Origin of the sequence: Pseudomonas sp. B21-040, assembly GCF_024748695.1 — a bacterium.
Lineage (GTDB): Bacteria > Pseudomonadota > Gammaproteobacteria > Pseudomonadales > Pseudomonadaceae > Aquipseudomonas.
The window spans coordinates 2,610,020-2,636,398 of record NZ_CP087176.1; the positions used below are offsets into that span (position 1 = coordinate 2,610,020).

Genomic DNA, 26,379 nt, shown 5'->3' on the forward strand with positions numbered 1-26,379 from the left:
AAGGAACGGGAAATGTCCGAACGCCAGCTCAGCCTTAACCTCTTTATCTACCCCAACGGCCATCACGAAGCCGCCTGGCGTCACCCACAGTCGGTGCCGGAATTCTCCATGGATATCGGCTATTACCAGCAATTGGCGCTACGCGCTGAACGCGAGAAGCTTGATGCGATTTTCTTCGCTGACTCGCCGTCACTGGCCGAAAGCGGGCGTGAAGGTTTGCGCATTCGTTTCGAACCCATTACCTGGCTGGCGGCCATTGCCGCGGTGACCCAACGCATAGGCCTGATCGCCACGGCCAGCACGACCTACAGCGAGCCCTACAACCTGGCTCGCTCGTTCAGTGCGCTGGACCACCTCAGCAAGGGTCGCGCCGGTTGGAATATCGTCACCACGTCGATGGCGGCAGCCGCCGCCAATTTTGGCCTGGAGCAACATCCGTCGGCTCATGACCGCTATGTCCAGGCCGAAGAATTCGTGCAGGTGGTCGGTGACCTGTGGGACAGCTGGGAGGACGATGCACTGGTGCTGGACAAGGCTTCCGGGGTGTTTGCCGACAGTGACAAGGTGCATTCGATCAACCACGTGGGCACTCACTACAAGGTCGCAGGCCCATTCAACTCGCCACGCTCCCCGCAGGGTCGACCGGTGCAGGTGCAGGCCGGCTCTTCCGAGGATGGCCGTGATTTCGCCTCCAGGCATGCTGAAGCGATTTTTACCGCGCACCAGACCCTGCAAAGCGCGACTGAATTCGCCAACGACATCCGTGCCCGGGCGAAGGCGGTGGGGCGTGACCCTCGTCAGCTGAAAATTCTCCCGGGCATCAGCCCGTACATCGGCAGCACCGAAGCCGAAGCCCAGCGCAAGTTCGACGAGCTGAACGAGTTGGTGCTGCCGCACGTTTCACTCGGCCAGCTACGCCGCATGTTGGGGGTCGACCTGTCCGGTCACGATCTGGATGCGCCATTCCCGCGCCACTTGATCAACTTCGACAGCAGCGAAAGCCAGTCCAGTCGCTTCAAGTTGATCATCGACATCGTCGACCGCGAGAAGCCGACGCTGCGCCAGCTGATTAATCGCCTGGCCGGTGCTCGCGGGCATTGGGTGCCGGTCGGTACGCCGGTGCAGATTGCCGACCTGATTGAGCAGTGGTTCCGCAGTGGCGCTGCTGATGGTTTCAACGTGATGCCGCCAGCGTTCCCCGAGGGCTTTGAAGTGTTCCTCGATGAAGTGCTGCCGATTCTGCGCAAGCGTGGCCTGTTCCGAACTGAATATGCGGGCAGTACGCTGCGCGAGCATTATGGTCTGAGTCGCCCGGTTTCGCGTTTTGCCTTGAAGTCCGCCTCATCGATCTCTCCATTGCGCAACGGAGTGCAATCGCTTCCAGATTTTGTTTGATTTCTTTATCCGCCCAAATAAAAAAACCGCGACCCAGCACCAAGGGTCGCGGTCTATTCCCCCCCATTAACTCATTGCTGTAGCACGGTGGCCTTGTTGGTACTGCCATATTGCTGCACGGTTGCCGTCTGGGTCATGCCGCTTTGGTCGACGCTGGCAATGTTGCCGCTGCCCCCCTGGGTCACATAGGCCACGTTCATGGTGTCAGCCTGTTTGACCGTGATCATGTTGTCGCTGCCGTATTGTGCGGTGTATGCCTGGTTGCTGCTGCCGGACTGGTCGAACTCGGTGCTGTTGCCGTAACCGTTGCTGCTGCCTTGCGCCAGGTTGGTCTCACCGCGCTGGTCGGAGATCAGGATGTTGTCGCTGCCGTTCTGGTCGAAGTACAGCTCGTTGTAGGAATCAGCCTGGCTGACCGTGGTTTTGTTCCCGGTGCCGGACTGGTTGGTGGTCATGATGTGGCCGGTGTCTTTTTGGGTGAAGTTGGCGACGTTGTTGCTGCCGTACTGATTGACGGTTGCCATTTGGTTGCTGCCGAACTGGCCACCCGCTTGTGGACCTTTCCAGTTGCTGGCGTAGACCTTGTTACCGTCACCCATCGAGGTGGCGTTGAGTACATGGCCGTCGCCGGTTTGATAGGTGAAATGCACGTTGCCCGTGCCCTGTTGGTACAGCGCGACGGTCGAGCTGAGGGACTCGAACTGGTCGGCGTAGATGGCGTTGAGGTCGCCAACTTGCAGCACTGTCGCGGAGTTGTTTTCGCCGAAGCTCTGGTCGACCACGGTTTCGTTGGACTGCCCGTATTGATTGATGGTGGTTTCGCTGGCGAGTTGGCTGTCTTGCCAGACTTCGGTGCCGTTGAGGTCGCCGTACTGGTTGATGGTCAGGGTGCTGCCGTCACCGTCACGCTGGTCGCCGTAGGCATAGTTGCCGCTGCCGGCCTGGTTGATGCCAATCTGGCCGTTGGTCTGGAACGTCTGTTCAGCGGTGCCGTAGTTGCCGTTGCCGTACTGGATGACTGTCGCGTTATTGGCGACGCCCAGTTCAGTCTGTTCGATGTTGGCTTCGTTGTTGTCACCGAACTGGTAGGTCTTGGCGGTCGTAGCGTCCTGACTGTCCTGATAGATGAACGAGAAGTTGCCGCTGCCTGACTGTTGTTGCAGCGCCTCGCTGCTACCCACACCGATTGACTGGCTGGCATGGGCGACGTTCAGGGAGCCAGCCTGTTGCTGGGTGATGGTGCTGCCGTCTTCGTATAGTTGCTCGGCATAGCCGGCGTTGTATTCACCTGCCTGGCTCTGGTCGATGGTGCTGCTGGCGTGGTCTTGCACCGCCGCCGCGTCGTTGCCAAGACCCTGTTGCAACTGGGTGGCGGTACTGAACGGGGCCACGGTCTGTTTGACATCGGCGATGTTGGTATCACCGAACTGACTCTGGTTGGAAACGCTGTCATCGGCGATGGCCTGGGCACTGACAATGACCAGGATGGCGGCGGTAAGGGGCGTCAGTTTGAACATGGTGAAACCTCCAAAGTGATGCAGTGCTTAGCGATATTGTTTGACCGAAACGCTCATGCCGTTGCCGGACTGGGTCACGGCGCTGGATAGCCCCGTACCGGCCTGGTCGATGCTGGCGTCGTTGTTGTTGCCGTTCTGGGAAATCTGCGCACGGTTGTGGCTGCCGTTCTGGGTGATGGCGGCGTTATTGCCCGAACCTTGCTGGTTGATCATTGCCATCAGGTCGTTGCCTTGTTGCAGGATGTACGCTTCCTGATTACTGCCCGACTGGACAATGGTGCCGAGCAGCGACTGGCCGTTCTGCTGCAACAGCGCGACATTGGCCTGACCGTTCTGATCGATCAGCGCATGCTGGCCAACCGGCGGTGGCAACTCGCCAAGGTCGGTGCCCGGGCCGAGGTCGTCGTTTTCCATCAAGTCGTCGGCGCGCACGCCCGCACTGCTGCAAAGCAGGAGCAGGCAGAGCAGGGCGGCGGTCGGCGTTTTCATGATTCAATCCTTTGTCAAACGGCCTGCCCCATCCACCGTGACGGTGGATGGGGCGAGGGCTCAGTTCGAGACCACCGACACCGAGCGCACGGTGCCTTGGGACGAGCTGATGGTGGCCGTCGGATTAACCGACGGAATGACCGTGGTGGTGTTGTTCACCGTGAGCTTCCAGCGACCGTTCACCGGTACCGCGGTGCTGCCCAGGGTTACCAGCCCGGTCGGGGTGGTCACCTTGATGGTGATGGTGTTGCCGGTGGTCACCGATGAGGTGCCCGCAAAGTCCCAGGTGAAGCGGTTGTTGGAGCGAGCCGTCACAGAGGCCGTGGTCACCGTGAAGGTTTCCGCAGCAGGCCTTGGCGAGACTTGCACCGTGACCGTTGCCGGCGTCGACGCGGCGCCGAAGCTGTCCCGGGCGATGTAGGTAAAGGTCGTGGTGAAGGCCGTGGTCACCGTGCCCGGTGGGGTGTAGGTGATGACGGTGCCGTCGGTGCTGACGGTGCCGCGACCGGCCGCCGGTTGGCTCACGATGGCTGCGCTGAGTGGCACGTTGCCTTCCGGATCGGTGTCGTTGGCCAGCACACTGATCGGTATCGCCACGCCCAGGGTCGTAGCGGCATCGTTGACAGCCACTGGTGGCCGGTTAGGTGCCACCGTAATGGTCACGGTCGCGGCGGTGGTCGAGGCCAGTCCTTTAGAGTCTTGGGCCTTGTAGGTAAAGGTCGTGGTCAGCGGTGTCGTGACGGTGGCGGGTGGCGTGTAGACCACCGCTGTTGTGCCACTCAATGCCACGGTGCCTTGCCCGGCCGCCGGTGGGGTCAGTGCGGTGATGGTCAGTGGCACGTTGCCGTCTGGGTCGTTGTCGTTGGTCAGCAGGTTGAGGGTGACCGGCACCCCGAAACTGGTGCTGCCCGTGTCGGCGACGGAAATCGGAGCCTGGTTCTCACCGGTGTCCGGTGCCTTGCCCACGACGACCACTGGCTCGGTGTCACTGCCGCCCGCGGCCGACTTGATCGTAACGGTGGCCGGTGGCTGCGTCAGATCCGGGACGGTCAAGCTCTGCAGAGTGCCGTTCTTCGACAGCCTTCCATAACCCTGGGCAACCATGTCAGGTATGCCCACTTCGTCGGTGGAGGTGGCTTCGATCAGCAGGCTGTGATTGCTCCAGCTGTAGCGAGCCGTCTGGATTTTCACCACGTCCGAGAGTTTGCTCGACACGGACGTCGGGCGGGTCGAACCGGTCGGGTTGGTGGCGGTGATCACGACGACGGGAGGCACAGCGCCATTGACCAGGAGATGCTGGCCGAAGAACACGCCGTTGTTATCGCCCACCATGGTGGTCAGGCAAGGCGAAACAGGCGGGCCGGGGACCAGAGCGATGCTTTCGCGGAAGCACAGGGTTGAGCCGGTGTCTGCTTTACCGAAGACTTCGACGCGGGTGTTGATGCCCCCTGTTCCTGAGGTGCGGCGGTAAGTGGCACGGCTCAAGTCCACCGGTGTTTGCGCACGGTTGTCGAGCACTTTGCCGGACAGGGTGAAGAGGTTGGCCTGGATAGTCCCGGCGGGCCCCTCGATGCGCACGAAGTTGGTGTTGTTGGGGCTACCGGTCACTGCTTCGGTGAGGTTCGGGTCGCCAACGAAGGTTTCGATGGCGCCGGTGTCCGGGTTCACTTCCGTATAAGGCCCGTTGACGCTTTTCAGGAACGGCCCGATGGCACCGTTGACCGCGCCGCTGAAGACCCCTGGCGCACCGACGCCGACGTCTCTGGTGATGTTGATCGCACGCCGGCCAGGGCTGGTGACGTTGACCGTTTCCACACCGTAAGGGTGGGTGATGGTGTAGGTGCCGGCGACGGGGATGTTGATCCGCATACGGATCCGCGCGAAGCTGATTTGATCACCGTCGAGCGGGTTTCCGCCGGCAAATGCAGCCTCGATCCCGGCGACGTAGGCGTCCATCCCATAGCCTGCGGCGTTGTTGGGGATATTGGTTTCTGCGAGGAACCAGAAGGATTCGTCTGGCCAGTTATCCGGGAACACCATCGGCTGGGTGTCGTCGAAAATGCCAGGTGTCGGCAGCAGGGTACACATGTAAGCCGGTGGCACACTGACGGGGACCCGCGAGCTGGCGGCTCGGGACTGGCACAGTTCCATCGACAGCAAATTGTTGTCCTGATACCAGATCGGGAACTTCCCGGAGGCAAAGGTATAAGGGCCGGGGTCAACGGCAGCGAGTTGCGCGAAAGCACTGCCGGACAGCGATAGAGTCAGTCCCAAGGCGTTGAGCGCCAGGCGTGGCCAATTGTTCATGATGCCTCCTGATGAGGATCTGGGCATGAGAGCGTTCATTGCACGATGACCACTTCTTCGGTGTCGCTGCCGCCATTGGATGACGTCACTCGAACCTGGGCTGGCGGATTCGGCGAGATGCCGGTGGCCAGGCTTTTCACTGCGCCATCGCCAATGAGGGCGCCAATGGCGACTCCCGTACCCGAGGTGGCGGTGAGCACCGGTGGTGAGGTTTCATCACTGGTCGAGGCGACGATGGTGATTTGTCCGCTGTTCAGGCTGTACTCGGCACGGGAAATCACCACAAGGTCGGTCAGGGGCGACGACAGGGTAGTGGGAGTGCTACTGGCGATGGCCAGGTGGTTGTCGGCGGTCACTTGCAGGGTGCTCGGCAACGTCGGATCGGTCGACGACTGCGCATACCAGTGGCCGGTGCTGTCCGCTTCAGTCAAGTTCAGCACCGGGTTATTGCTGTCCAGGGTCACAGTCGCCGGTGGCGGCGGGGCCAGGACGAAAACATCCTGCTGGGCCTCAGGCGCACTGGTGCCGGCATGCCGTGAATAGGTGCTGCGCTGCGCAATGACCGGGGTTGGCCGGACCACGCTGGACAGCTTGCCGGAGACAGCAAAGAGGGTGGTACGCAAGTCCAGGCCATTGGGACCTTCGATGCGCACGTAGTTGGTGTTGAACGGGCTGCCGGTGACGGCTTCCGTGAGGTTCGGGTCGCCGACGAATTGTTCGGCGGCGCCGTTGACCGGGTTGGTCTCGGTATAAGGACCGTTGACACTGCGCAAGAATGGCCCGACATCGCCCTTGAGCGCGCCGTCATAGGTTTTCGCTGCGCCGATGCCGATGTCCCGCGTCATGTTGATCGCCCGCCGCCCAGGGGTATCGACGGTGAACACTTCGACGCCGTAGGGGTGGGTCACGACATAGGTCCCGGCAACGGGCACATCGATGCGGATGCGGATTCGCGCGAAGCTGATCTGGTCGCCTTCCACGGGGTCGCCGCCGCTGAAGGCGGCTTCGACTGCCGAGACATAAGTAAGGTCGATGCCTCTGGCCGCATCGACGATGGTGGTTTCGCCGGTCGCCCAGAACGCTTCGTCAGGGAAGTTGGTCGGGAAGACCATCGGTTGGGTGTCGTCGAAAACACCTGGTGCGGGAATCAACGAGCACATGTACGTCGGGGCGCCAGGGGCGCTGGGTACCCTGGAACTGACAGCCTTGGACAGGCATAAGTCCAGGGTGCGGCCGTGGGTGTCTTGGTACCAAGCAGCGAAATTGCCGTTGGCGGGCAAGTAGGGTCCGGCGTCCACGGCAAACAGCGTCGCGTGCGCAACGCCTTGAGCCAGAGCGGTCACGACCAGGGCGGTCGCGGTTTTGGACAGTAAAGGGTGCATGAGTATTCCCTCTATCAGAGTACCGCCCCTCGGGGACGGGTCAGTTGCGGGTGAGGTCGGCAACTTCCATACCAATCTTTGAAAACTGGCGGCAGAGGCCCGTAGTGATGGCGTGGGGTGCTACTAAGGTCTGACGGCGACGGACACCGAAGCGGGCGACTGTCCCCACTTTTGGGGGTGGATGGGGCCAGTGGGTAGGTGGGGAAAAGAGGGGGGGAGCCCCCCGGAAATGGGCAATCGCCGAGCAGTGGGCTATAACCCTATAGGGAGTACCGGGGAACATCGGCCATGAATTCGCAAGTAACAGCCCTTCTCAAAGAACAGGGTGATATTCGCTTGAGCTCGCGCAAACGGCCGTTCAATCTGCTGCGCTGGTTTTCGCTGATCAGCATGGCGGTGATCGGCACGGTGGCGGTGGCATTGGGGGCTGTGTCCACGCGTTTCGTGATTACCGAAAGCGTGCAGCGCGATGCATTGCTGACCTCCCAGTTCATTGAAGCGATTGCCTCGGCCGAGGTGCGCCATGTCTCGATCCCTAACGTGCGGACCATGGGCGAGCTGCTCGACCCACGCAAGGACAAGGATTTCCCCGACGTCGACCCGATGGCCCGTGCCAGTGCCCGGGGCGAGTTCCTTGACCATGTCGCACATTTGCCCGACGTGATCCTGGCCAACATTTATTCGCCTGATCGTATGGTGATCTGGTCGACCAATCCGGCATTGATGGGCACCAGGATTCATGCCGATACCGATCTCGATCAAGCGTTCGCTTCCAAAACCCCGGTATCTGCCAGTTATCACAGCGTCGACAAAGGGCGTATGGAGCAAAAGTTTGTCACGCCGCCGGACTACATATTTATTGAGAACTACATTCCCTTGTTCGATGCCGACCGCGAGACCGTCACTGCGATGGTCGAAATCTACAAGGAGCCCAAGGATTTGATCGAACGCATGGAGCGCGGCCTGGCGCTGATCTGGCTGGCCACCGCGTTGGGCGGCGGGCTGATTTACCTGGGGCTGTACTGGATCGTGCGACGGGCGGCGATTCTATTGGCCACACAGCAAAAACAACTGATCACCAACGAAACCTTTGTTGTACTCGGGGAGATGTCTTCGGCAGTTGCCCATAGCCTGCGCAACCCGTTGGCGACGATCCGCTCAAGTGCCGAACTGGCGCTGGAGTTTGACAGCGGCCCGGCGCACAAGAACATCAACGATATCGTCGGGCAGGTGGACCGCATGTCGAAGTGGATCAGGGAATTGCTGCAATCCTTGCGCCCGCTCAACGATGAAGCGGAGCCGGTGAACCTGGTGGCGTGTTTGCATGACAGTCTGCTGGCCTTCGAGCATCAAATCGCCAAGGCGGGGATTCACGTGGTGTTTCAGCCGAAGGAAACGCCAATGGTGTTTAGCCAGCAGGTGCAACTGACGCAGATCCTCAATAGTTTGCTGGCCAATGCACTGGAAGCCATGGACGAGGGTGGCACCCTGACCATCACGCTAGAGCCAACCGATGCCAAAGGTATTTGCGTGGTGGTGAGCGACACTGGCAAAGGCATGAGCGAAGAACAGCGCAGCATGGCATTCCGTCCGTTTTACACCACCAAGCAAGGCGGGCTGGGGGTCGGACTGGTGCTGGTCAAGCGAATCATGGATCGTTTCGGGGGCGGAGTTACCCTCAATAGCCGTGAAGGCGAGGGCACTACTGTCCGCTTGTCGTTTAATCGGATTCCCTGAAAGCGGGTATGAACTTTCCCCGTTAGCGGGTGTCAAGCCCCAGTCGTTTTTTCCGGATATGGCACATTGATGTTGATAAGCCATTGTTTTAGCGCGTGTTAATACTTTCGTATAAATCAGTTACAAATCTGGCGAGTTCTTTGCAAAACCCCATTACCCCCTTCACGACTTCGAGGCGGCTGGTGATGGAAAGAAAAGCTCGTTATCCCTACAAATGGTTTGGCCTATTGGCGCCTGTTGGCGTCGTTCTGACGATGACGCTGGGCACAGCGAGTCTGCGTGCCAGCCCGATCGATGACGAGCGACAGCCTGAACCCTCCGACCCTTCGGCTTACTACGATGAGCCGGCTGACGAAGCCACGGCGTTGAATGCGATTTTGAGCATGCCGGAGGCCAACCAGGACTCCTTCGATTTGCCCGATGGCGTCAAGGGCAACCGCGACGAAACGCGCATAGAGAACGTCCTGCCGCCTGCGGTGCAGACCAGTTTCAATTACCCCACCAATGGCAAGCCGAGCCCGTTGTTTGGTGCTCAGCCCTTTACTCAGCAATTGGTGTTGTTTGAAGAGTTCGGCCCGGAAAAACTCGATCCCACCACACCGGCGGCACCCTTGGGGTTTCCACCGGCAGCGATCGGCCCGTTGCCACAGCAGGACCCGACCAGTGTGGCCCGCAGTGCACCACCGAGCGCGGCACTCGATGCCTTCATGCGTCAACCGGGGCTGACGCCGTTCCCCAGTCAGTTTTCCAACGTGGTGGACCGCAACCCTTGGCAGGCGCAGATCGAGATTTTCCTCAATCGCCATATCGGCTCGGCGGCTGAAGGTCGTCCGCCAGGAAAGGGCTGGTCACATCAGCGCTGGAATGAGTTCTACCCGCAAATGGCCTACAAAACCGTGCAAACCGGGGTGAGGACCAACACCGGGTGGCGTGACAGTCATCAGATGCATGGCTACGCCGTGGGCGAGTTTGGCCCCGGTGGCCTCTACCACAACGTCGCCGGTGTACAGGCCACCGATGGCACCGCCAAAGGCGTCGATGCGCGTTTCCACCCGAACATGCCGGTGCAGAATCACAACTCGGTCTGGACCTTCGACGGCACGTTGCCGCCTAAATTGCTGATGGTGCGTTACGGCCAGCCGGTATTGATGCGTCACTACAACGGCCTGCCAATCGACCCGTCGGCCAACATGGGCTTTGGCCTGCACACCATCACGACCCACGAACACAACGGCCACGCCCCGGCGGAAAGCGACGGTTATGCCAACGCGTTTTTCTTCCCTGGTCAGTATTACGACTATCGTTGGCCGATCCAGCTGGCCGGCTACGACACGATCAACACCGATGCGCACGATCCACGCGCGGCGTTCCCTTGCGCACCGGGCGAAACCCTGTGGACCAATGACATGAGCCCGAGCCGCAAGACCTGCGAGAACGGCACGATCAAGATCCGTGGCGACTGGCGCGAAACCATGAGCACCCACTGGTTCCACGACCACATGCTCGATTTCACCGCGCAGAACGTCTACAAGGGCAACGCGGCGATGATGAACTACTACAGCGCCCTGGACCGTGGCAATGAATCGGTGAACGACGGCGTCAACCTGCGTTTCCCAAGCGGCAGTGCGTTGCCGTGGGGTAACCGCGACTACGACGTCAACCTGGTGGTGGCCGACAAGGCCTGGGATCAAAGCGGTCAGCTGTGGTTCAACCCGTTCAACACCGACGGCTTCCTCGGTGACCAGGTGCTGGTCAACTGGCAATGGAAACCGACCCTGGATGTGCGCGCTCGCAGCTACCGCTTCCGTATCCTCAATGGCTCGGTGTCGCGTTACTACAAACTGGCGATGGTGCGGGAGATCAAAGGCACCAGCGGCGAATTCCAGGGCCCTAAAGGTTCGGGGGTGTCCTATTCCCGCGTGCCGTTCCACATGATTGCCAACGACGGCAACATCATGGAACACAGCGTGCCATTTGACGGCACCATGGACCTCGACGCCGACGGCGACAAACAGAACCACAACGCGATCCTGCCGACCCAAGGCATTGCCGAACGCTTCGACATCATCGTCAACTTCGCGAAAAACGGCATCAAGCCTGGCGACAAGGTGTTCTTCGTCAACCTGTTGGTGCATGACGACGGCAAAGGCCCGAAAGAGCCAGTGTCGCTGGCAGACGTGCTCTCCGAGAAATACCTGGCGGTGATCAAGCAAACCAGCAAAGGGCCGATGTGGGACAGGGGTGACCCGGCGGTGGGCAAGATCCTGCAACTCAACGTCAAGGCGTACACTGGTCAGGACCTGGCCATGGACCCGGCAGCGTACGAACCGGCCAAACCGGGTAAAGCCGAAGGCCTGGTGATGATCCCGCTGAAGATCCATCGCGACAACGCGGCCGACAAGGCGCTGCTCGCTCAGGCACGTCACCGCACCTTCACCTTCGGCCGGTCGGACGGCACCGATGAAGCACCGTGGACGGTCAAGACCGATGGCGGCTTCGGCTTCCACATGGACCCGCGTCGCTTGAACACCGCGACTCACTTGGCTAACGGTCCGACCGATGCGGGGGCTGCCGGTTTCGGCACCCTGGAGGTCTGGAACATCAAGCTCGGCGGCAGTGGCTGGAGCCACCCGGTGCATGTGCACTTCGAGGAGGGGATCATCCTCAGTCGAGGCGGCAAGGCGCCACCGGAATGGGAAAAGTGGGCGCGTAAGGACGTGTACCGCATCGGCTCGGAAAAAGACGGTCTGGACAATGTCGAGATGGCGATCAACTTCCGCGAATTCGCCGGGACCTACATGGAGCACTGTCACAACACCCAGCATGAAGACAACTCGATGCTGCTGCGTTGGGACATTGAGAAACCCGGGCAATTCCAGTTGATGCCAACACCGCTGCCAAGTTGGGATGGTGTGCGCTACGTCAACTCCGCCGCACTGCCTACCTTCCGTACTGGCGACGGCTTCGGCCCTAAAGTGACGGTCAAACCATGAAACGCCGCGAGGGAGCCGACATGAACACGAACATTCACACGCCGCGCTCCCGCGCCTTGGGCATGCACCTGATATTGGTACTGGTTGTCTGTTTGTTGGCCAGTCAGGTGCTGCTGGCCCATGAGGGTGTGCTGGCGCCGACGGAGTCGGCGACACCCTGGGGCGGCGATTATTTCCCCAACACCCTGCTGACCGACCAGGACGGTCAGCAGGTGCACTTTTTCGATGACCTGATCAAAGACAAGGTGGTGGTGATCAACTTCATCTTCACCTCATGCAGCGACTCCTGCCCGCTGGAAACCGCACGCCTGCGCCAGGTGCAAAAGCTGCTCGGCGACCGGGTCGGCCAGGACATCTTTTTCTACTCCATCAGCATCGATCCCTTGAGTGACACACCCGAAGTGCTCAAGGCCTATGCGCAACGCTTCAAGGTCGGGCCGGGCTGGAAATTCCTCACCGGGGAATTTGCCGACGTCACCGAGCTGCGCAAGAAACTCGGGCTGTTCATTGAAGGCGTCGACAACGGGCGCAGCAAGGACCACAACCTGAGCCTGATCGTCGGCAACCAGAGCACCGGTCGCTGGATGAAAGCATCACCGTTCGAGAATCCGTGGATTCTGGCCGATCAGTTGGCCAACACTTTGCAGAACTGGAAAAAAGCCAGCGTTGAACAAAGCTACGCCAACGCCCCGGAAATTCGCCCGCCCAGCAATGGCGAAGAACTGTTTCGCACCCGTTGCGCGTCGTGTCACAGCCTTGGACCGATGGACGGCCAGGGCATTGGCATGCGCAGCATTGGCCCGGACCTGATCGGTGTGACCCGTCAACGCGACCCGGCCTGGCTCAACCGCTGGATTCGCGAGCCAGACCGCATGCTGAAAGAGAAAGACCCGATTGCCGTGGAGCTGTTCGAGCGTTACGAAAAAATCCCGATGCCGAACCTGCGTCTGGATGAGAAATCCGCGCAATCGATTATGGAATTTTTGCAGGAAGAAACCGATCGACAGCAGCCGTTGCAAGCGGCGCAGGCGCAATAGCGGCGAAATACTATCATTGGCTCAGTCAGGCACCGTCATTGACGCCTACACTGATCTGAAACACGGCTGAACAGGCTAGATACGAGCATCCAGGACACCCCCTATGCCGATACTCGAACAACAACAAGAACCGGCACCGATCACACCGGCTGTCGCAGGCCAGAGCCGGGGTGGGCAGTTCAATCTGTTGCGCTGGTTTTCCCTGGCCAGCTTTTTCATCATTGCCGCCGTGGCGTTGGGGCTTGGCTATATCTCCACGCGTTTTGTGGTGACCGAAAGCATCGAGCGCGATTCCATGCTGACCGCGCAATTCATTCAAGCCATAGGTGACGCCGAAATTCGCCATGCCTTGATCGACCCGGCCAGAACCATGGGCGAGATGCTCGACCCTCGGCTGGACAACGCTTATCCCGACGTGTCCCCAGGCACCCGTGCGGCGGCGCGCATTGAATTTCTCGATCACGTGGAGCACCTGCCGGACATTTTGTTGGCGACGGTGTACGCGCTGGATCGTACCGTGGTCTGGTCGACGAACCCGGAGTTGATCGGCGTGCGCATCAAAGACGATGATGAGCTGGACTCGTCCTTTGAAATGAAAGAGCTGGTGTCCACCAGCTACCACGAAATCGATGACGAGCGTCCCGAGCAGAAGCTGCTGCGCGAGCCGGAATACCTGTTCGTCGAGAATTACATCCCGATGTTCAATGCCGACAGAAGCAAAGTGGTCGCCATGGTTGAGATCTACAAGGAACCGGTCGACCTGGTGGAGCGCATCCAGCGTGGTTTCAAGGCCATCTGGCTGGCAACCGTACTCGGCGGCCTGGTCATCTACCTTGGGTTGTTCTGGATTGTGCGCCGTGCCTCGATGCTGCTGCAGAGCCAGCAGAAGCAATTGATCACCAATGAAACGTTCGTCGCCCTGGGGGAAATGTCCTCGGCGGTGGCACACAGTTTGCGTAATCCACTGGCCAACATTCGTTCCAGCGCCGAACTGGCCCAGGAAATCGCCAGCCAGAATGCGCAGAAGAACATAGGTGACATCATCAGTCAGGTCGATCGCATGTCACGCTGGGTTCGGGAATTGCTGGTGTCGTTACGGCCGATGAATGACGACTGCGAAACGGTCGATCTGGTGCTGGCCATCGATGACACCCTGAGTGCATTCGATGCGCTGATCAAACGGTCGAACGTGCAGGTGCGATTCACGCCTCAAGCCTGCCCACCGGTCGTCAGCCAACAGGTGCTGCTGACGCAAATTCTCAATAGCCTGTTTGCCAACGCCCTGGAAGCCATGCCCAAGGGTGGTCAATTGAGTATTGATATCGAACAGCCACAACCCGGCCATGTGCGCATGACCCTTAGTGATACCGGCAAAGGCATGACCAAGCAGCAGCAACAGATGGTCTTCAAGCCGTTTTTCACCACCAAACAAGGAGGGCTGGGCGTAGGCCTGGCCCTGGTAAAACGAATAATGGAGCGTTTCGAAGGCTCGGTCGAACTGATCAGCCAGGAGCAGGAGGGAACCCGCGTTTGTCTCAATTTTAAAGCGGCAACGGGAGGGGAATATGGAGCACAGCATATTGCTGGTCGAGGATGACGAAATCCTCGCCGAGAATATTCAGACCTACCTGGAGCGTAAAGACTTCGAGGTAACGGTCTGCCATTCTGCTGAAGATGCACTGGTGCAATTGGGAGCGTTCGCCCCTGACGTGGTGTTGACCGACAACTCGTTGCCTGGCATGAGTGGTCACGACTTGATCCAGAAGCTGCGCGTCAGCGCGCCGGATCTGAAAGTGATCATGATGACCGGTTACGGCAATGTCGAAGATGCCGTGGTGGCGATGAAAGAGGGGGCTTTCCACTACGTCACTAAACCGGTGGCCTTGCCTGAGCTCAAGCTCTTGCTGGACAAGGCGCTGGCCACTGATCGCATGGAGCGCACGTTGTCGTTCTATCAGGAGCGCGAGGCGCAGAAATCCGGCGTGCAGGCACTGATTGGTGAATCGGCGCCGATGCACTACCTGAAGAACACCATCGCCCAGTTGCTCGACGCCGAGCGGCGCATGGCCAACACCGACTTGCCGCCCGTATTGGTGGAGGGTGAGACCGGCACCGGTAAAGAACTGGTGGCCCGCGCGCTGCACTTCGACGGCCCGCGCAGCAAAGGCCCGTTCATTGAATTCAACTGCGCATCGATCCCTTCCAATCTGGTGGAGTCGGAACTGTTCGGCCACGAGAAGGGCGCCTTTACCGATGCCAAGGACCGCCGTGTCGGTCTGGTGGAAGCGGCCGATGGTGGTACGTTGTTTCTTGATGAAATCGGTGAGATGGATTTGTTGCTGCAAGCCAAACTGCTGAAACTCTTGGAAGACCGGACCATTCGTCGGGTCGGTTCGGTGAAGGAGCGCAAGGTCGACTTGCGGGTGATCAGCGCCACTAACTGCAACCTCGAACAGATGGTGCAGCAGGGCAAGTTTCGCCGTGACTTGTTCTTCCGCCTGCGGATCATCTCCATCAAAGTGCCGCGCCTGTATGCCCGTGGCGAAGACATTCTGCTACTGGCCCGGCACTTTTTAGCCGTCCATGGCAAACGCTATGGCAAACCGAACCTGCATTTCAGTGATCAGGCTGAAGAACTGCTGCTCAGCTATAGCTGGCCGGGCAACGTGCGTGAGTTGCGCAACATGCTTGAGCAAACCGTGCTGCTGGCGCAAAGCGACACCATCGCCGCGCATCAGTTGAACGTCTGCCTCAGCCTGGTGGATGACCCGCCGATGTATCAGCATGAGCCGCAAAACCACGAACCACGCCCGATCTACAACGGCACTGAGTCGATGAACCTGCCTGAAGTCGAGCGCGACATGGTGCGCAAGATGCTCGACAAGACTGACTGGAACGTCACCAAGTCCGCACGGCTGCTGGGCCTGAGCCGAGACATGCTGCGTTACCGGATCGAAAAACTCGGCCTGGCACGTCCGGACAAACGCCAGTGGTAGGCATTGACCTGTGTTACAAGGCGGGGCCCTGGCGCAGGCATGACAACATGCAGCTCGGGTCCTCGACTTCCTGGTTCACGTAGACGCCGTGTTCCTCGTCGTAGGTGCGAATGAACACTCGCACCGACGCGTCCGCCACCGTCGGCAAGCGGGAGTCGTGGAACACGTGCTGACTCGACACCGGGATGAACGTTTGTGGAGAAGACGAAATGTACGCGCCCGGCGGAACAATGCTCATGGAGGGCGGCACCGGGTGGGAAAAGGGTTGATCCTTCCCGTAATAGTTGAATTCACTGCTTGATTGGTCGGTTTCCATCAGGCTGTCATCCGCGTGCACGCCGGTGGCGACCAGGCAAAGGGCAAGCAACAGCGTTTGTTCGAACGTCTTCATGGCAACACCTGCGAAGTCGGATTTCCCGTGTTTCCCCAAGGTCATTAACTATAGCGCTCCCGTGTAAAAAACGTCCGTGAGGCGCCGATTGCGGCTGGTCGCACAAGCCCTCAAACCCGGCGACACGCGGCCCATCTACACATTTACAACCCCCATCCCTCCCTCACAGCCTTGCGAATCCCCTCCAGCAACATCGCAAACGCCGGGTTGTCATTGTTCTCGCGCCAGATCAAATGCAGCTCGCTCTGTACGCCTTCCCCCAGATCGATATCCCGAAACACCACGTTCTTGAACACCACGCTGGTGGCGCAGCGAGGGACCAGGGCCAGGCCCATTCCGGCGTTGACCAGCGCCAGAATCGTCAGTGACGAACCGAGCCATTGCACGTATTCCGGAGCGACGCGGGCTGAGCGCAGCATGCCGGTCAATAGTTCGTTGAAGGGCGGGTAGGCGGCGTGGGAGTACATCAGGAACGGTTGCGCGTCGAGGTCTTTGACGGACACGGTTTCGGCACTGGCCAGCGGGTGGCGACTGGGGACGGCCAAGACAAAGGGCTCGCGCACCAGGCACTCGGTGGCGTAACCCGGTTCCAGCAAGGGCGCGCGGACGATACCCAGATCGATACGCCGGGCGCGAAGGGCTTCGTGCTGCTGGTAGGTGTTCATCTCCGCCAGATCGATTTTGACGTGGGGTTGTTTGAGCCGTGCTTCGGCTATGACCTTGGGCAGGAACTCGTACACGGCGCTGCCCACGAAGCTGATGTTGACCGAACCAATGTCGCCTTCGGCAAAACGCCGGGCAGTGACGGCGGCTTGCTGGGCGCGCTCCAGCAAGTTCTGCGCTTCGATGAAGAAGGCGCGGCCGGCGGCGGTGAGGGCGACGCTGCGGGTGGAGCGGGTGAACAACTCGACACCCAGGTGATGCTCCAACAATTGGATCTGTCGACTCAGGGGCGGTTGAGTCATGTTCAGTCGTTCGGCGGCACGACGGAAGTTGAGTTCAGTGGCCACGGTGGTGAAGCAGCGCAGTTGGGTCAGTTCGAACATTGATCTAATCCGGGTATCAATCGAATGCCAGTTTAGATTAGACGGGATCAATTGCCGCGTCCATGATCGGTTCGTCCCTAAAAAAACAATGTCGGGAGTCGCCCTTTGAAAACCCTCCAGAGTCCGCCGGACCCGAATGTGCTTGCCCGCGCCGCGGCCAAGGTGAAGCGCCATGTGTTGCCGCTGTTTGTGGTGATGTTCATCGTCAACTACATCGACCGGGTCAACATCGGCTTCGTACGCAGCCACATGGAAACCGACCTGGGCATCGGCGCAGCGGCCTATGGCCTGGGCGCCGGGCTGTTCTTCATCGGTTACGCGATATTCGAAGTACCCTCCAACATGCTGCTGCAGCGTTACGGTGCTCGTGCCTGGTTGACGCGCATCATGTTCACTTGGGGCGCAGCTGCCATGGCCATGGCCTTCGTGCGTGGCGAAACCAGCTTCTATGTACTGCGCTTCATTCTCGGCGCGGCCGAAGCGGGTTTTTTTCCGGGCATCATTTACTACTTCACCCAGTGGCTGCCGTCGACTGAACGGGGCAAAGCCATGGCGATCTTTCTCAGCGGTTCGGCCATTGCTTCGGTCATTTCCGGCCCGGTGTCCGGTGCGCTGCTGAACGTCAGCGGTTTCAGCCTGCATGGCTGGCAGTGGATGTTCCTGATTGAAGGCTTCGCCTCCATCGTCCTGTGCGGTTTTGTCTGGTCCTGGCTGCAATCCCATCCGCGTGAAGCGAAATGGCTGAGCGTCGAAGAAAAAGACGCCCTGACTGGCGCCATCGCGCTGGAACAGCAAGCTCGCGAAGCCGCGCAGACGATCAAGCCGTCGATGTTCAAACTGCTGGCCGACAAGCAAATTGCCCTGTTCTGTTTTATCTACTTTTCCATTGCCCTGACCATCTATGGCGCCACGTTCTGGCTGCCGAGCATGATCAAAAAAATGGGCAACCTCGGTGACTTCCAGGTCGGCCTGTTCAACTCGATACCGTGGCTGATTTCCATCGTCGCGATGTATGGCTTCGCCGCCATGGCCAGCAAGTGGAAATACCAGCAGGCCTGGGTGGCGTTGACGCTGGTGATTGCGGCGTTCGGCATGTTCATGTCGACCACCGGCGGACCGATCTTCGCCTTTGTCGCCATCTGTTTTGCGGCCATTGGTTTCAAGGCCGCCTCGGCGTTGTTCTGGCCGATTCCGCAAGGCTATCTGGATGCGCGCATCGCCGCGGCGGTGATCGCCCTGATCAACTCCATCGGCAACCTGGGTGGTTTCGTGGCCCCGACGGCGTTCGGTTTTCTCGAACAAAAAACCGGGTCTATCGAGGGTGGGCTTTACGGCCTGGCCGCCACATCCCTGGTCGCGGCCGTGGTGATCTTTTTCGCTCGCACGGCCCCTCGTGGCGACGCCTTGCGCTCGCTGAACGGCAAACCCGCGGAGGACGCCGCCTGCAAAACATCCACCAGTCAACCCGCCTTGAGTTCAGGTTCAAAGGGAGCAGCCTCTTGAAAATCAAACGAGTCACCGTCACCCCCATCGCTTTCCGTGATCCGCCACTGCTCAATGCCAGTGGTATCCACGAGCCGTTCGCGCTGCGCTCGATCATCGAGATCGAGAGCGACAATGGCTACATTGGCCTGGGTGAGAGCTACGGCGACGCTCCGGCGCTGGCGATCCAGCAGCAATTGCAAGACAAGCTGATCGGCCTCGACCCGTTCAACCTCAATCAGCTGCGCGCCATCGTCCAGGCCACCGTGGCGGCGAACAAACCGGCGAGCATCGCCGGCGCGGAACTGGCGCCCGGTTCTCACGCCAGCAAAGCGGTGAGCAACGCGTATTCGGCGTTCGAAGTGGCGTTCCTGGATTTGCAGGCGCACTCGCTGAACGTGCCGTTGGTGGACTTGCTCGGCGGTGCGATCCGTGACGAGATTCCGTTCAGCGCCTACCTGTTTTTCAAGTACGCCCAGCACATTGATTCGCCTTACAAGCCCGACAGCTGGGGGGAAGCGCTGAACGAAGAACAGATCGTCGCCCAGGCTCGGCGCATGATCGAGACCTATGGTTTCAAGAGCATCAAGCTCAAGGCTGGCGCGCTGGAGCCGGAGCATGAAGTGGCGTGCATCAAGGCGCTGAAAAAGGCCTTCCCGGGTTACCCGCTGCGGATCGATCCGAACGCTAACTGGTCCCTGGAAACCTCGATTCGCATGGCTGAATTGCTGGGCGACGACCTGCAATATTACGAAGACCCGACGCCGGGCCTGGAAGGGATGTCCGAACTGCACAAACGCACCGGCCTGCCGCTGGCGACCAACATGGTGGTGACTGATTTCGATGAATTCCGCCGCAGTGTGGCCTTGAACAGTGTGCAGATCGTTCTTGCCGATCACCACTATTGGGGCGGCCTGCGCGACACCCAGGCGCTGGCGAAAATGTGCCAGACCTTTGGTTTGGGCGTGTCCATGCATTCCAATTCGCACCTGGGCATCAGCCTGATGGCCATGGCCCACGTCGCCGCGTCGGTGCCGAATCTCGATTACGCCTGCGACACGCATTACCCGTGGCAGGAGCCGGACGAAGAAGTGATCAAGGGCGGCAAGCTGCCGATCGTCGATGGTTGCGTGAAAATCACCCGCGCGCCGGGGTTGGGCCTGGAGCTGGATCACGATCAACTCGGCAAACTGCATGACCAATACCTGACGTGCGGCATTCGCCAGCGCGATGATGTGAAACAGATGCAGCGTTACAAACCGGAGTGGAAAACCGTCAAGCCACGTTTTTGAAATCTAGCTAACAGTGGCTTTCAGTGAGCCGAGAGGTTCACTGAAAACCCCGGTTTGTGACCACCAAAAAACCTGTGGGAGCGGGCTTGCCCGCGATGAGGTCCCACCTATCAACACACCTCTGAAGGCTGCACCCACCGCGTCCGATACACCCCCGGCGCACACCCCAGCCAGCGCAGACAGGCGCGGTTGAAACTCTGCACATCGCTGTAGCCCAACCGGTCGGAAATCTCCACCAACTCCAGGTCTGCCGCCTGCAACAAATCTTCCGCGCGGCAGCGCCGGTACTCATCCTGCAGCTGCGAAAAACTCCACCCCAGCGCCTTTAACCGGCGTGCCGCCGTGCGTTCCAGCAAATGATGGTCGTTACAAAACTGCTGCCAGTTGGCGCTGGCCAGATCGGCGATCAAATGGTCGCTGACTTGCTCCAGCAACGTAGGCTCGCTGTTGCGCCGGGTCTGTTCCAGCAACTCCACCAGTGTGTGTTCCAGCTCATGGTTGCCCGGCGTCAGCGCGGTCACGAACAACTGTCGGTCCAGGCGAATCGAAGGGTGCGGTTGTGCCCAATGCACCGGTGCGCGGAACGCCTGTTCGTGATCGGTCGGGTTGGCGGTCCTTGGCCACGCGAGGCCAACACTCAACACCGGATCACGTTCCAGGCCACTGGCGAGAAACTTGCGGCGCAGCATGCTGCACAGGCTGATGAGGATGTAATCGGTGGTCGCCGCACCGGCTTTCACGCTGCCGCAGTCGAGCAGGCGCAATTCCACACCGTCATCGCTGCGCACGATCTGGGCCTGGAAATGCCCGTTGAAGAACGGGAAAAACCGCTCGAAATACGCGCAGGCACTTTCCAGTGACGCCGCCACGTCGAACAGGTAGGTCAGGCCGTTGGTGGCGGTGGAAACGAAGCGACGGCCCGCCGCCAGACCGATCAACGGGTCGCCGGTCTGCTCCAGCGCAAAAGTCCAGAAGCGCCGCGACAGGAACAGCGGAATGCGCATGAAGGGCGTGCGCAGCTCGAACAGGCTGCGTCGAAACAGACCTTCGAGGGTATCCCGGGCAACGCCTCGGGCCAGCAGTTCTTCGATGGCCGGCAGCAAGGTCGGCGCATAAAACGCATTCGGTCTTGGTTGATGGGGCAGTCGCTGATCGCTTTTTGTCATGTAGGGCTCACAGCATGTTCCGGGACACTGGTTAGGCTGCTCGACGTTAAGCGATTTGCCGGAGCAAGACCATGCTTGATTTACGCCAGCTCGACCTGAACTTGCTGCTCGCCTTCGATGCCATTTACCAGCAACGCAGCGTCACCCGTGCCGCCGAAGTGATGTGCCTGTCGCAACCGGCCATGAGCAATGCGCTGCGCCGCCTGCGCGAATTGTGTGGCGATCCGCTGTTCATCAAAAGCCGTCTGGGCGTGACGCCGACGCTGGTCGCGCACCGTTTGGCGGACTATGTGCGCGCCGCCCTGGAATCATTGCGCGATGGTTTGCGGATGATTCCGGCGGCGCGGCAGAACAATCCGTTGTTACGCATCAGCTGCCTGGATTGCCTGCAACCGGTGCTGCTCGATGCCTTGCTCGAATCCCCCCAGGCCGACTGGCAGGTGCGCTATTTCCAGCCGCGCCGTCGCGATGCCTTGCAGGAGCTGGCCAGCGGCAAACTCGACATCCTCATCGACCTCGACCAACCGCTGGCCGGGCTCGCCGGGTTGCACAAGCAGGTGTTGCCGGCCGACCATTACGTGTTTGCCTATGGCGCCGCGCTCAAGGAACCGCCGCGCACCCTGCAAGCCTTTCTTGAGCAACCGCAGATTCAGATTTCCAGCCGCCGCGACGGCCTCAGCCCGGTGGACTTGCACCTGGGCTTGAAAGGACTGCGCCGAACGATTGCGGTGAACACCCAAAGCACATTGGCCGCCAAGCTGATCGCGGATCGGCAGCCCTTCGGCATGAGCCTGCCAAGCCGGGTCGCCAGCGTACTCGGGCTTCAACAGGTGCCGTTGCCGCTGGACGAATCGGTAGAACTGAAGCTGGCGCTGTACATCGAGGGCCGTTACCGCTTTGAACGCAGCCGTGAAGAAGCAATGCATTGCCTGCTGCGCGCCTTGGGTGAGCCGCGAGCGATGATGCAGTCATTTGCGCGTCGCGCCTGATTCAAAAGCAACGCAGAACCCCTGTAGGAGCCGAGCTTGCTCGCGATGAGGCCATAACATTCAGCCTCTATGTGACTGATATGCCGCCATCGCGAGCAAGCTCGGCTCCTACAGGTTTTGCGGTGTTAGACCTGATCCACCGCGAGCAATCGCTGGTCCACCGCCAGGATCGCTTCCACCATCGCCAGCGCTGCCGGCGTCAAAGAATGACCGGGGCGGCTGACGATGCCGTAGTGCAACTGCAGGGCCGGGTCATCTCTGGGGATGTCGGTAAAGGTCAGCAAGTGGATATGCCCCTGGCTGGCCAGTTCATCGAGGGCTTCCATGGTCGCGATGCCGACGGCGTCGGAGTGCATGACCACCCGGCGAATCGCATCGAATTGCGCGCATTCGACGCTGGGGTTGAAGTCCGGCTCGCCCTGCACATCGGCGAGGATCTTGCGAATCATCGGCGGAATCCGGGTGCCGACCACGGCGTAGTCGAGCAGGGCGCGAAGGGGCAGGCGTTCACCCGTCGCCAAGGGGTGGCCGACGCGGCAAAAAAATCGCCCGCGACGGGGCCGCAACAGTTGCACCTGATACTGCGGATCACCGGTGAAGTAACGCGAATCGGCCACCAGAAATTCGATCTGCTGTTCACGCAGCCACAGCGCCAGTTGCTCCCAGTCGCCCAGGTGAAAGCTGGTGCGAATCGCCGGGTGCGCTTGGATGAACTGCGCCAGCGCTTCAGGCACCAACAGTTGCGCCGGGTAAGGACCGCAGCCGAAGTGCAGTTCGCCGCCCGTCAGGCCGTTGTATTGAGTCAGCTCGTTGTGCAGCGCCTGGCTGCCGGCGAGCAAGCGCCTGGCGTGTTGCAACACCAGTTCGCCCTGGCCGGTCAGGCGGAACTCGCGGCTGCTGCGTTCCACCAGGGCACAGCCGAGGTCCCGCTCCAGGGTCTGGATGCTGCGACTGAAGGCCGGTTGGCTGAGATTGATCGCCTCGGCGGCGCGGCCAAAATTACGGTAATCGGCGAGCGCCACGAGGTGGCGAAGCTGGCGTAGGTCCATCATGCGTCTCCTGCATTCCTGGAATACTTTTAATGCATTGGATCGATATCACGACCACTGGCATAACTACAACCCTGTTTACTCGTCGTAGCCTGCCATGCCTGATCAACCGTTCGTTTCCAGCGCCTTTACCCGCACCATTCTCAGCCACGCCCAACAGTCCGGTTTGTGCCGGGAGCAATTGCTGCAACGGGCCGGCATCAACTTGTCGTGCCACGATGGGCAAGGGCTGCCGGTTCCCGCGCACCTCGTCGAAAAGCTTTGGAGTGAATGTGAACGTCTGGGCGCGGGCGCGACGTTTGGCTGTGAACTGGTCAACGGGATGGCGACCAATTGCCTGCAAGGGCTGAACATTTTGCTGGACTCCGCCACGACCCTGCGCGCCAGCCTGGTCTGTTTCACCGAGTTCCTGCCACGTGTCACCAACTACGTGATGGCCGAACTGGAAGAGGCGCACGGGCAGGCCCGATTGCACCTGCGCGCGACGGACCAGCAACCGCATTTTTTCGGTCTGGATGCCGCGGCGTTGACCCTGGTGCGCAACATCGCCCGACGGGTCGGACGGGCGCCGGGCGAGGTGTTTGTCGAGGTCTGCCTCACGCCGCAACAGGCCGCGGGGCAGTGGTTACGCAGCGTCGGCATCGACGTGCACGAGGGGCCGCACCTGTGCCTGACATTGCCCTTGGCCAGCCTCGACGAACCGCTGCTGGGGGCCAATCCGTTCTTGCATCAAAGCATGCTCAGGCACTGGCAAACCGCCGCCGCGCACACCACCCGCAGCGACAGCCTGGACATGGCGCGGCATTGGCTGACGGCCGGTGATCAACCCATCGAACGAATCGCCGAACGCCTTGGTTACCGCCAGCCGAGTAACTTCATCCGGGCCTTTCGCAAACAGTTCGGTATCACCCCCAAACAGTTTCGCCTCTCCTTGTAACCACACCGGTCTGTAGCAGCTGACGAGCTCCAGCGAGGCTGCGTCCGGCTGCGAAGCGGTCGTGAATCCGGCACGCGCGGTCTTACTGAAACACCACGCCGCCTGATCTCACGACCGCTTCGCAGCCGGACGCAGCCTCGCTGGAGCTCGACAGCTGCTACAGAGCCGGACGCAGCCTCGCTGGAGCTCGACAGCTGCTACAGAGCCGGACGCAGCCTCGCGCTGCTCGTTAGCTGCTACAGGTCGAAGTGGCGGTGATGATTACTTTTTGTCGGCCATCGCTTGCGTGTCGGCACTGATTGTTGGGCACCGTGTCCGGGCTGAGTAAATCTGACCGGAGCCTAATAATGATAAGAAAAAGCTCGGCCACAGCCGGAGTCCGACCGCGACTTCACAGGCTTGGCCACACCCGCCCGCAACCGCTTGCGCTGGCGATCCTCGCTGTCTTGACCGGGCCGGCCCAGGCCACCAGTTACGAGATCAACGAGGACTGGAGCCTGTCGACCAAAACCACCCTGACCCTGGGCAGCAGTTGGTCGACACAAAACCCCGACAAAAGCCTGATGACCCGCGCCAACGCGCTGCAAGCCCAAGGCGTGCGCGCCAACGGCACCAGCGTCAGTGCCGACGACAACCGGCTGAACTTCGAGAAGGGCGACCCCATCTCGCAGGTCTTCAAGGGCCTCACCGATTTCAGTCTCGATGGCCAGGGCCAGGGGGCGTTCGTTCGCTTCAAGTACTGGTACGACCACGCCTACGAAACCCGTAACGGCCGCTTCAAGGATTTCGACGATTCGGGCTGGGACGACCTGTCGAAGTTCCAGGGTTTCAAGACGCTCGACGCCTACGTCTGGAAAGATTTCCAGGTGGCCGACCACCCGTTGAACGTCAAGGTTGGCAACCAGGTGTTGTCGTGGGGCGAGGCGTTGCTGATCCAGAACGGCATCAACGTGATCAACCCGCTGGACATCTCGGCGTTCAACCGCCCCGGTGTGGAAATCAAGGAAGGCCAGTTACCGGTGGAGATGGTCTCCTTCAGCTTCGGCCTGACGGACAGCCTCAACCTCGAAGGTTTCTACCAGTACAACTGGCGGCCCAGCGTACTTGACGGTTGCGGCACGTTCTTCGCCAGCAGCGATGCCATCCAGCCTGGTTGCGGGCCGTTGTATTTGAGTCAGGTGCAGACCGATCAACAAATGCAGGCCGCGGGGTTGTACGCCACAGCCCGAGGTAATGAATCACCGTCCGACAACGGTCAGTTCGGCTTCGCCTTGCGCAACATCATCCATTCGCTGAACGATGCCGAAGCGGCGATTTACTACATCAACTATCACTCGCGGCTGCCGTATTTCACCCTCAACGCGAAGAACACCAGCCTGCCCGGTACGTTCCCCGGCGGCGTCCAGGCGCCGAGTTATGCGGCGGCGTTTCCGGAAAACATTCACCTGTACGGCATCAGCCTCAACGGCGTCGAGCCCTACACCGGTATTTCCCTGGCCGGTGAACTGAGCTATCGGCCGAACATGCCACTGGCGATCAACGCACCGGACATCAACGTTGCGGTGATCTCCGGACCAGGCGGCAGTTCGTGGGTAGACCTGCCACCGGGCTTCAGCACGACCAATGGCAGTCGCTACGACGGTTGGGTGCGCAAAGGCGTCTGGCAGATGACCGGCTCGGCCACCCAGGCCATCGACAACGTGCTGGGCGCTACGCGCCTGAGCCTGTTCGGTGAGGCTGGTGTGGTGCACATCGACGACCTGGGTGACGAACGTCTGGGCCGCAACTCTGCGTTTGGCCGCAGTGCGCCGCGCAACGGCACGCTGTGCAACACCGTGGCTTCGGGCGTCACCAACCAGTACTGCACCGACAAAGGGTTTGCCACCGAGTGGTCGTGGGGTTATCGCCTGCGCGCCAGCCTCGAATACAGCGACGTGCTGCCCGGCGTCAACCTGATTCCGGCGGTCAACTGGCGACAAGACATCTCCGGTTATTCCTACGATCCGCAAGGGCCGTTCCAGGAAGGCCAGCAAGCGTTGGGCGTGAGCCTGACCGGCGTCTACATGAACGATTACAGCGTCGAACTGGCCTACAACGCCTTCTTTGGTTCCAACGATTACAGCACCCTCGACGACCGCGATTTCGCATCCGTCAGCTTCAAGGCAGACTTCTAA

General features: G+C 60.3%; 19 protein-coding genes. 11 read left to right on the top strand and 8 right to left on the bottom strand.

Annotated features, from left to right (window positions below; genetic code table 11):
• Nucleotides 1–12 precede the first annotated feature (12 nt).
• Nucleotides 13–1,395 (top strand): LLM class flavin-dependent oxidoreductase, encoded by a 1,383-nt coding sequence (locus tag LOY55_RS12015; protein ID WP_223524184.1) that lies wholly within the window; start codon nt 13–15, stop codon nt 1,393–1,395.
• Between the two features lie 71 nt (nt 1,396–1,466).
• Here LOY55_RS12015 and LOY55_RS12020 read toward each other — a convergent pair whose 3' ends face one another.
• From LOY55_RS12020 to LOY55_RS12035, 4 genes are read right to left on the bottom strand one after another with little or no spacing between them, the layout of a single operon-like run.
• On the bottom strand, nt 1,467–2,912 hold the full coding sequence (locus LOY55_RS12020; RefSeq protein WP_223524183.1) for a curlin: 1,446 nt from the start codon (nt 2,910–2,912) through the stop codon (nt 1,467–1,469).
• Between the two features lie 27 nt (nt 2,913–2,939).
• Nucleotides 2,940–3,401: a curlin gene (locus LOY55_RS12025; protein WP_046027956.1), complete on the bottom strand. Its 462-nt coding sequence runs from the start codon at nt 3,399–3,401 to the stop codon at nt 2,940–2,942.
• A 60-nt stretch (nt 3,402–3,461) separates the two neighbouring features.
• Nucleotides 3,462–5,708, bottom strand: coding sequence for an Ig-like domain-containing protein (locus LOY55_RS12030; RefSeq protein WP_109787757.1), 2,247 nt, complete (start codon nt 5,706–5,708; stop codon nt 3,462–3,464).
• Nucleotides 5,709–5,743: 35 nt separating this feature from the next.
• The gene (locus tag LOY55_RS12035; protein WP_223524180.1) at nt 5,744–7,090 is read right to left on the bottom strand and encodes a hypothetical protein; all 1,347 of its coding nucleotides are present in this window, start codon (nt 7,088–7,090) and stop codon (nt 5,744–5,746) included.
• Between the two features lie 288 nt (nt 7,091–7,378).
• On the opposite strand from LOY55_RS12035, the gene LOY55_RS12040 reads away from it, so the two are divergent.
• The 5 genes from LOY55_RS12040 to LOY55_RS12060 all read left to right on the top strand — a co-directional run bounded on the left by LOY55_RS12040 (nt 7,379) and on the right by LOY55_RS12060 (nt 15,853).
• Nucleotides 7,379–8,827, top strand: a complete 1,449-nt coding sequence (locus tag LOY55_RS12040) for a HAMP domain-containing sensor histidine kinase (RefSeq protein WP_223524177.1) — start codon at nt 7,379–7,381, stop codon at nt 8,825–8,827.
• Between the two features lie 185 nt (nt 8,828–9,012).
• Nucleotides 9,013–11,820 carry a multicopper oxidase domain-containing protein gene (locus LOY55_RS12045; protein ID WP_223524175.1) on the top strand — a complete coding sequence of 936 codons (2,808 nt, stop codon included), beginning with the start codon at nt 9,013–9,015 and terminating at the stop codon, nt 11,818–11,820.
• Entirely contained in the window at nt 11,817–12,857 is a 1,041-nt protein-coding gene (locus LOY55_RS12050; RefSeq protein ID WP_109787753.1) for an SCO family protein, read from the top strand. Before LOY55_RS12045 ends, LOY55_RS12050 begins: the two co-directional genes overlap by 4 nt.
• A gap of 103 nt (nt 12,858–12,960) precedes the next feature.
• Entirely contained in the window at nt 12,961–14,454 is a 1,494-nt protein-coding gene (locus LOY55_RS12055; RefSeq protein ID WP_223524172.1) for a sensor histidine kinase, read from the top strand.
• Complete coding sequence (locus LOY55_RS12060) at nt 14,423–15,853, top strand: sigma-54 dependent transcriptional regulator (protein WP_109787751.1); 1,431 nt, start codon at nt 14,423–14,425, stop codon at nt 15,851–15,853. Before LOY55_RS12055 ends, LOY55_RS12060 begins: the two co-directional genes overlap by 32 nt.
• A gap of 13 nt (nt 15,854–15,866) precedes the next feature.
• Here LOY55_RS12060 and LOY55_RS12065 read toward each other — a convergent pair whose 3' ends face one another.
• Both LOY55_RS12065 and LOY55_RS12070 read right to left on the bottom strand, forming a co-directional pair.
• Entirely contained in the window at nt 15,867–16,244 is a 378-nt protein-coding gene (locus LOY55_RS12065) for a hypothetical protein (RefSeq protein ID WP_109787795.1), read from the bottom strand.
• 143 nt (nt 16,245–16,387) lie between these two features.
• Complete coding sequence (locus LOY55_RS12070) at nt 16,388–17,290, bottom strand: LysR substrate-binding domain-containing protein (protein WP_223524169.1); 903 nt, start codon at nt 17,288–17,290, stop codon at nt 16,388–16,390.
• A 105-nt stretch (nt 17,291–17,395) separates the two neighbouring features.
• On the opposite strand from LOY55_RS12070, the gene LOY55_RS12075 reads away from it, so the two are divergent.
• Both LOY55_RS12075 and LOY55_RS12080 read left to right on the top strand, forming a co-directional pair.
• Entirely contained in the window at nt 17,396–18,793 is a 1,398-nt protein-coding gene (locus tag LOY55_RS12075) for an MFS transporter (protein ID WP_223524166.1), read from the top strand.
• Nucleotides 18,790–20,064, top strand: a complete 1,275-nt coding sequence (locus tag LOY55_RS12080) for a glucarate dehydratase family protein (protein WP_223524164.1) — start codon at nt 18,790–18,792, stop codon at nt 20,062–20,064. The genes LOY55_RS12075 and LOY55_RS12080 overlap by 4 nt, the downstream gene beginning before the upstream one ends.
• A gap of 110 nt (nt 20,065–20,174) precedes the next feature.
• Here LOY55_RS12080 and LOY55_RS12085 read toward each other — a convergent pair whose 3' ends face one another.
• The gene (locus LOY55_RS12085; RefSeq protein WP_223524161.1) at nt 20,175–21,230 is read right to left on the bottom strand and encodes an AraC family transcriptional regulator ligand-binding domain-containing protein; all 1,056 of its coding nucleotides are present in this window, start codon (nt 21,228–21,230) and stop codon (nt 20,175–20,177) included.
• Between the two features lie 71 nt (nt 21,231–21,301).
• On the opposite strand from LOY55_RS12085, the gene LOY55_RS12090 reads away from it, so the two are divergent.
• The gene (locus LOY55_RS12090) at nt 21,302–22,219 is read left to right on the top strand and encodes a LysR family transcriptional regulator (RefSeq protein ID WP_223524158.1); all 918 of its coding nucleotides are present in this window, start codon (nt 21,302–21,304) and stop codon (nt 22,217–22,219) included.
• A 125-nt stretch (nt 22,220–22,344) separates the two neighbouring features.
• Here LOY55_RS12090 and LOY55_RS12095 read toward each other — a convergent pair whose 3' ends face one another.
• Complete coding sequence (locus LOY55_RS12095; RefSeq protein ID WP_258667999.1) at nt 22,345–23,271, bottom strand: LysR family transcriptional regulator; 927 nt, start codon at nt 23,269–23,271, stop codon at nt 22,345–22,347.
• Between the two features lie 94 nt (nt 23,272–23,365).
• On the opposite strand from LOY55_RS12095, the gene LOY55_RS12100 reads away from it, so the two are divergent.
• On the top strand, nt 23,366–24,205 hold the full coding sequence (locus tag LOY55_RS12100) for an AraC family transcriptional regulator (protein ID WP_223524468.1): 840 nt from the start codon (nt 23,366–23,368) through the stop codon (nt 24,203–24,205).
• Nucleotides 24,206–24,552: 347 nt separating this feature from the next.
• Nucleotides 24,553–26,379 (top strand): DUF1302 domain-containing protein, encoded by a 1,827-nt coding sequence (locus tag LOY55_RS12105; protein ID WP_223524470.1) that lies wholly within the window; start codon nt 24,553–24,555, stop codon nt 26,377–26,379.

Excerpts from the sequence above, each read along its gene's own strand:
- LOY55_RS12015 (WP_223524184.1), top strand. The coding sequence starts at position 13 with ATGTCCGAACGCCAGCTCAGCCTTAACCTCTTTATCTACCCCAACGGC.
- LOY55_RS12020 (WP_223524183.1), bottom strand. The coding sequence starts at position 2,912 with ATGTTCAAACTGACGCCCCTTACCGCCGCCATCCTGGTCATTGTCAGT.
- LOY55_RS12025 (WP_046027956.1), bottom strand. The coding sequence starts at position 3,401 with ATGAAAACGCCGACCGCCGCCCTGCTCTGCCTGCTCCTGCTTTGCAGC.
- LOY55_RS12030 (WP_109787757.1), bottom strand. The coding sequence starts at position 5,708 with ATGAACAATTGGCCACGCCTGGCGCTCAACGCCTTGGGACTGACTCTA.
- LOY55_RS12035 (WP_223524180.1), bottom strand. The coding sequence starts at position 7,090 with ATGCACCCTTTACTGTCCAAAACCGCGACCGCCCTGGTCGTGACCGCT.
- LOY55_RS12040 (WP_223524177.1), top strand. The coding sequence starts at position 7,379 with ATGAATTCGCAAGTAACAGCCCTTCTCAAAGAACAGGGTGATATTCGC.
- LOY55_RS12045 (WP_223524175.1), top strand. The coding sequence starts at position 9,013 with ATGGAAAGAAAAGCTCGTTATCCCTACAAATGGTTTGGCCTATTGGCG.
- LOY55_RS12050 (WP_109787753.1), top strand. The coding sequence starts at position 11,817 with ATGAAACGCCGCGAGGGAGCCGACATGAACACGAACATTCACACGCCG.
- LOY55_RS12055 (WP_223524172.1), top strand. The coding sequence starts at position 12,961 with ATGCCGATACTCGAACAACAACAAGAACCGGCACCGATCACACCGGCT.
- LOY55_RS12060 (WP_109787751.1), top strand. The coding sequence starts at position 14,423 with ATGGAGCACAGCATATTGCTGGTCGAGGATGACGAAATCCTCGCCGAG.
- LOY55_RS12065 (WP_109787795.1), bottom strand. The coding sequence starts at position 16,244 with ATGAAGACGTTCGAACAAACGCTGTTGCTTGCCCTTTGCCTGGTCGCC.
- LOY55_RS12070 (WP_223524169.1), bottom strand. The coding sequence starts at position 17,290 with ATGTTCGAACTGACCCAACTGCGCTGCTTCACCACCGTGGCCACTGAA.
- LOY55_RS12085 (WP_223524161.1), bottom strand. The coding sequence starts at position 21,230 with ATGACAAAAAGCGATCAGCGACTGCCCCATCAACCAAGACCGAATGCG.
- LOY55_RS12090 (WP_223524158.1), top strand. The coding sequence starts at position 21,302 with ATGCTTGATTTACGCCAGCTCGACCTGAACTTGCTGCTCGCCTTCGAT.
- LOY55_RS12095 (WP_258667999.1), bottom strand. The coding sequence starts at position 23,271 with ATGATGGACCTACGCCAGCTTCGCCACCTCGTGGCGCTCGCCGATTAC.
- LOY55_RS12100 (WP_223524468.1), top strand. The coding sequence starts at position 23,366 with ATGCCTGATCAACCGTTCGTTTCCAGCGCCTTTACCCGCACCATTCTC.
- LOY55_RS12105 (WP_223524470.1), top strand. The coding sequence starts at position 24,553 with ATGATAAGAAAAAGCTCGGCCACAGCCGGAGTCCGACCGCGACTTCAC.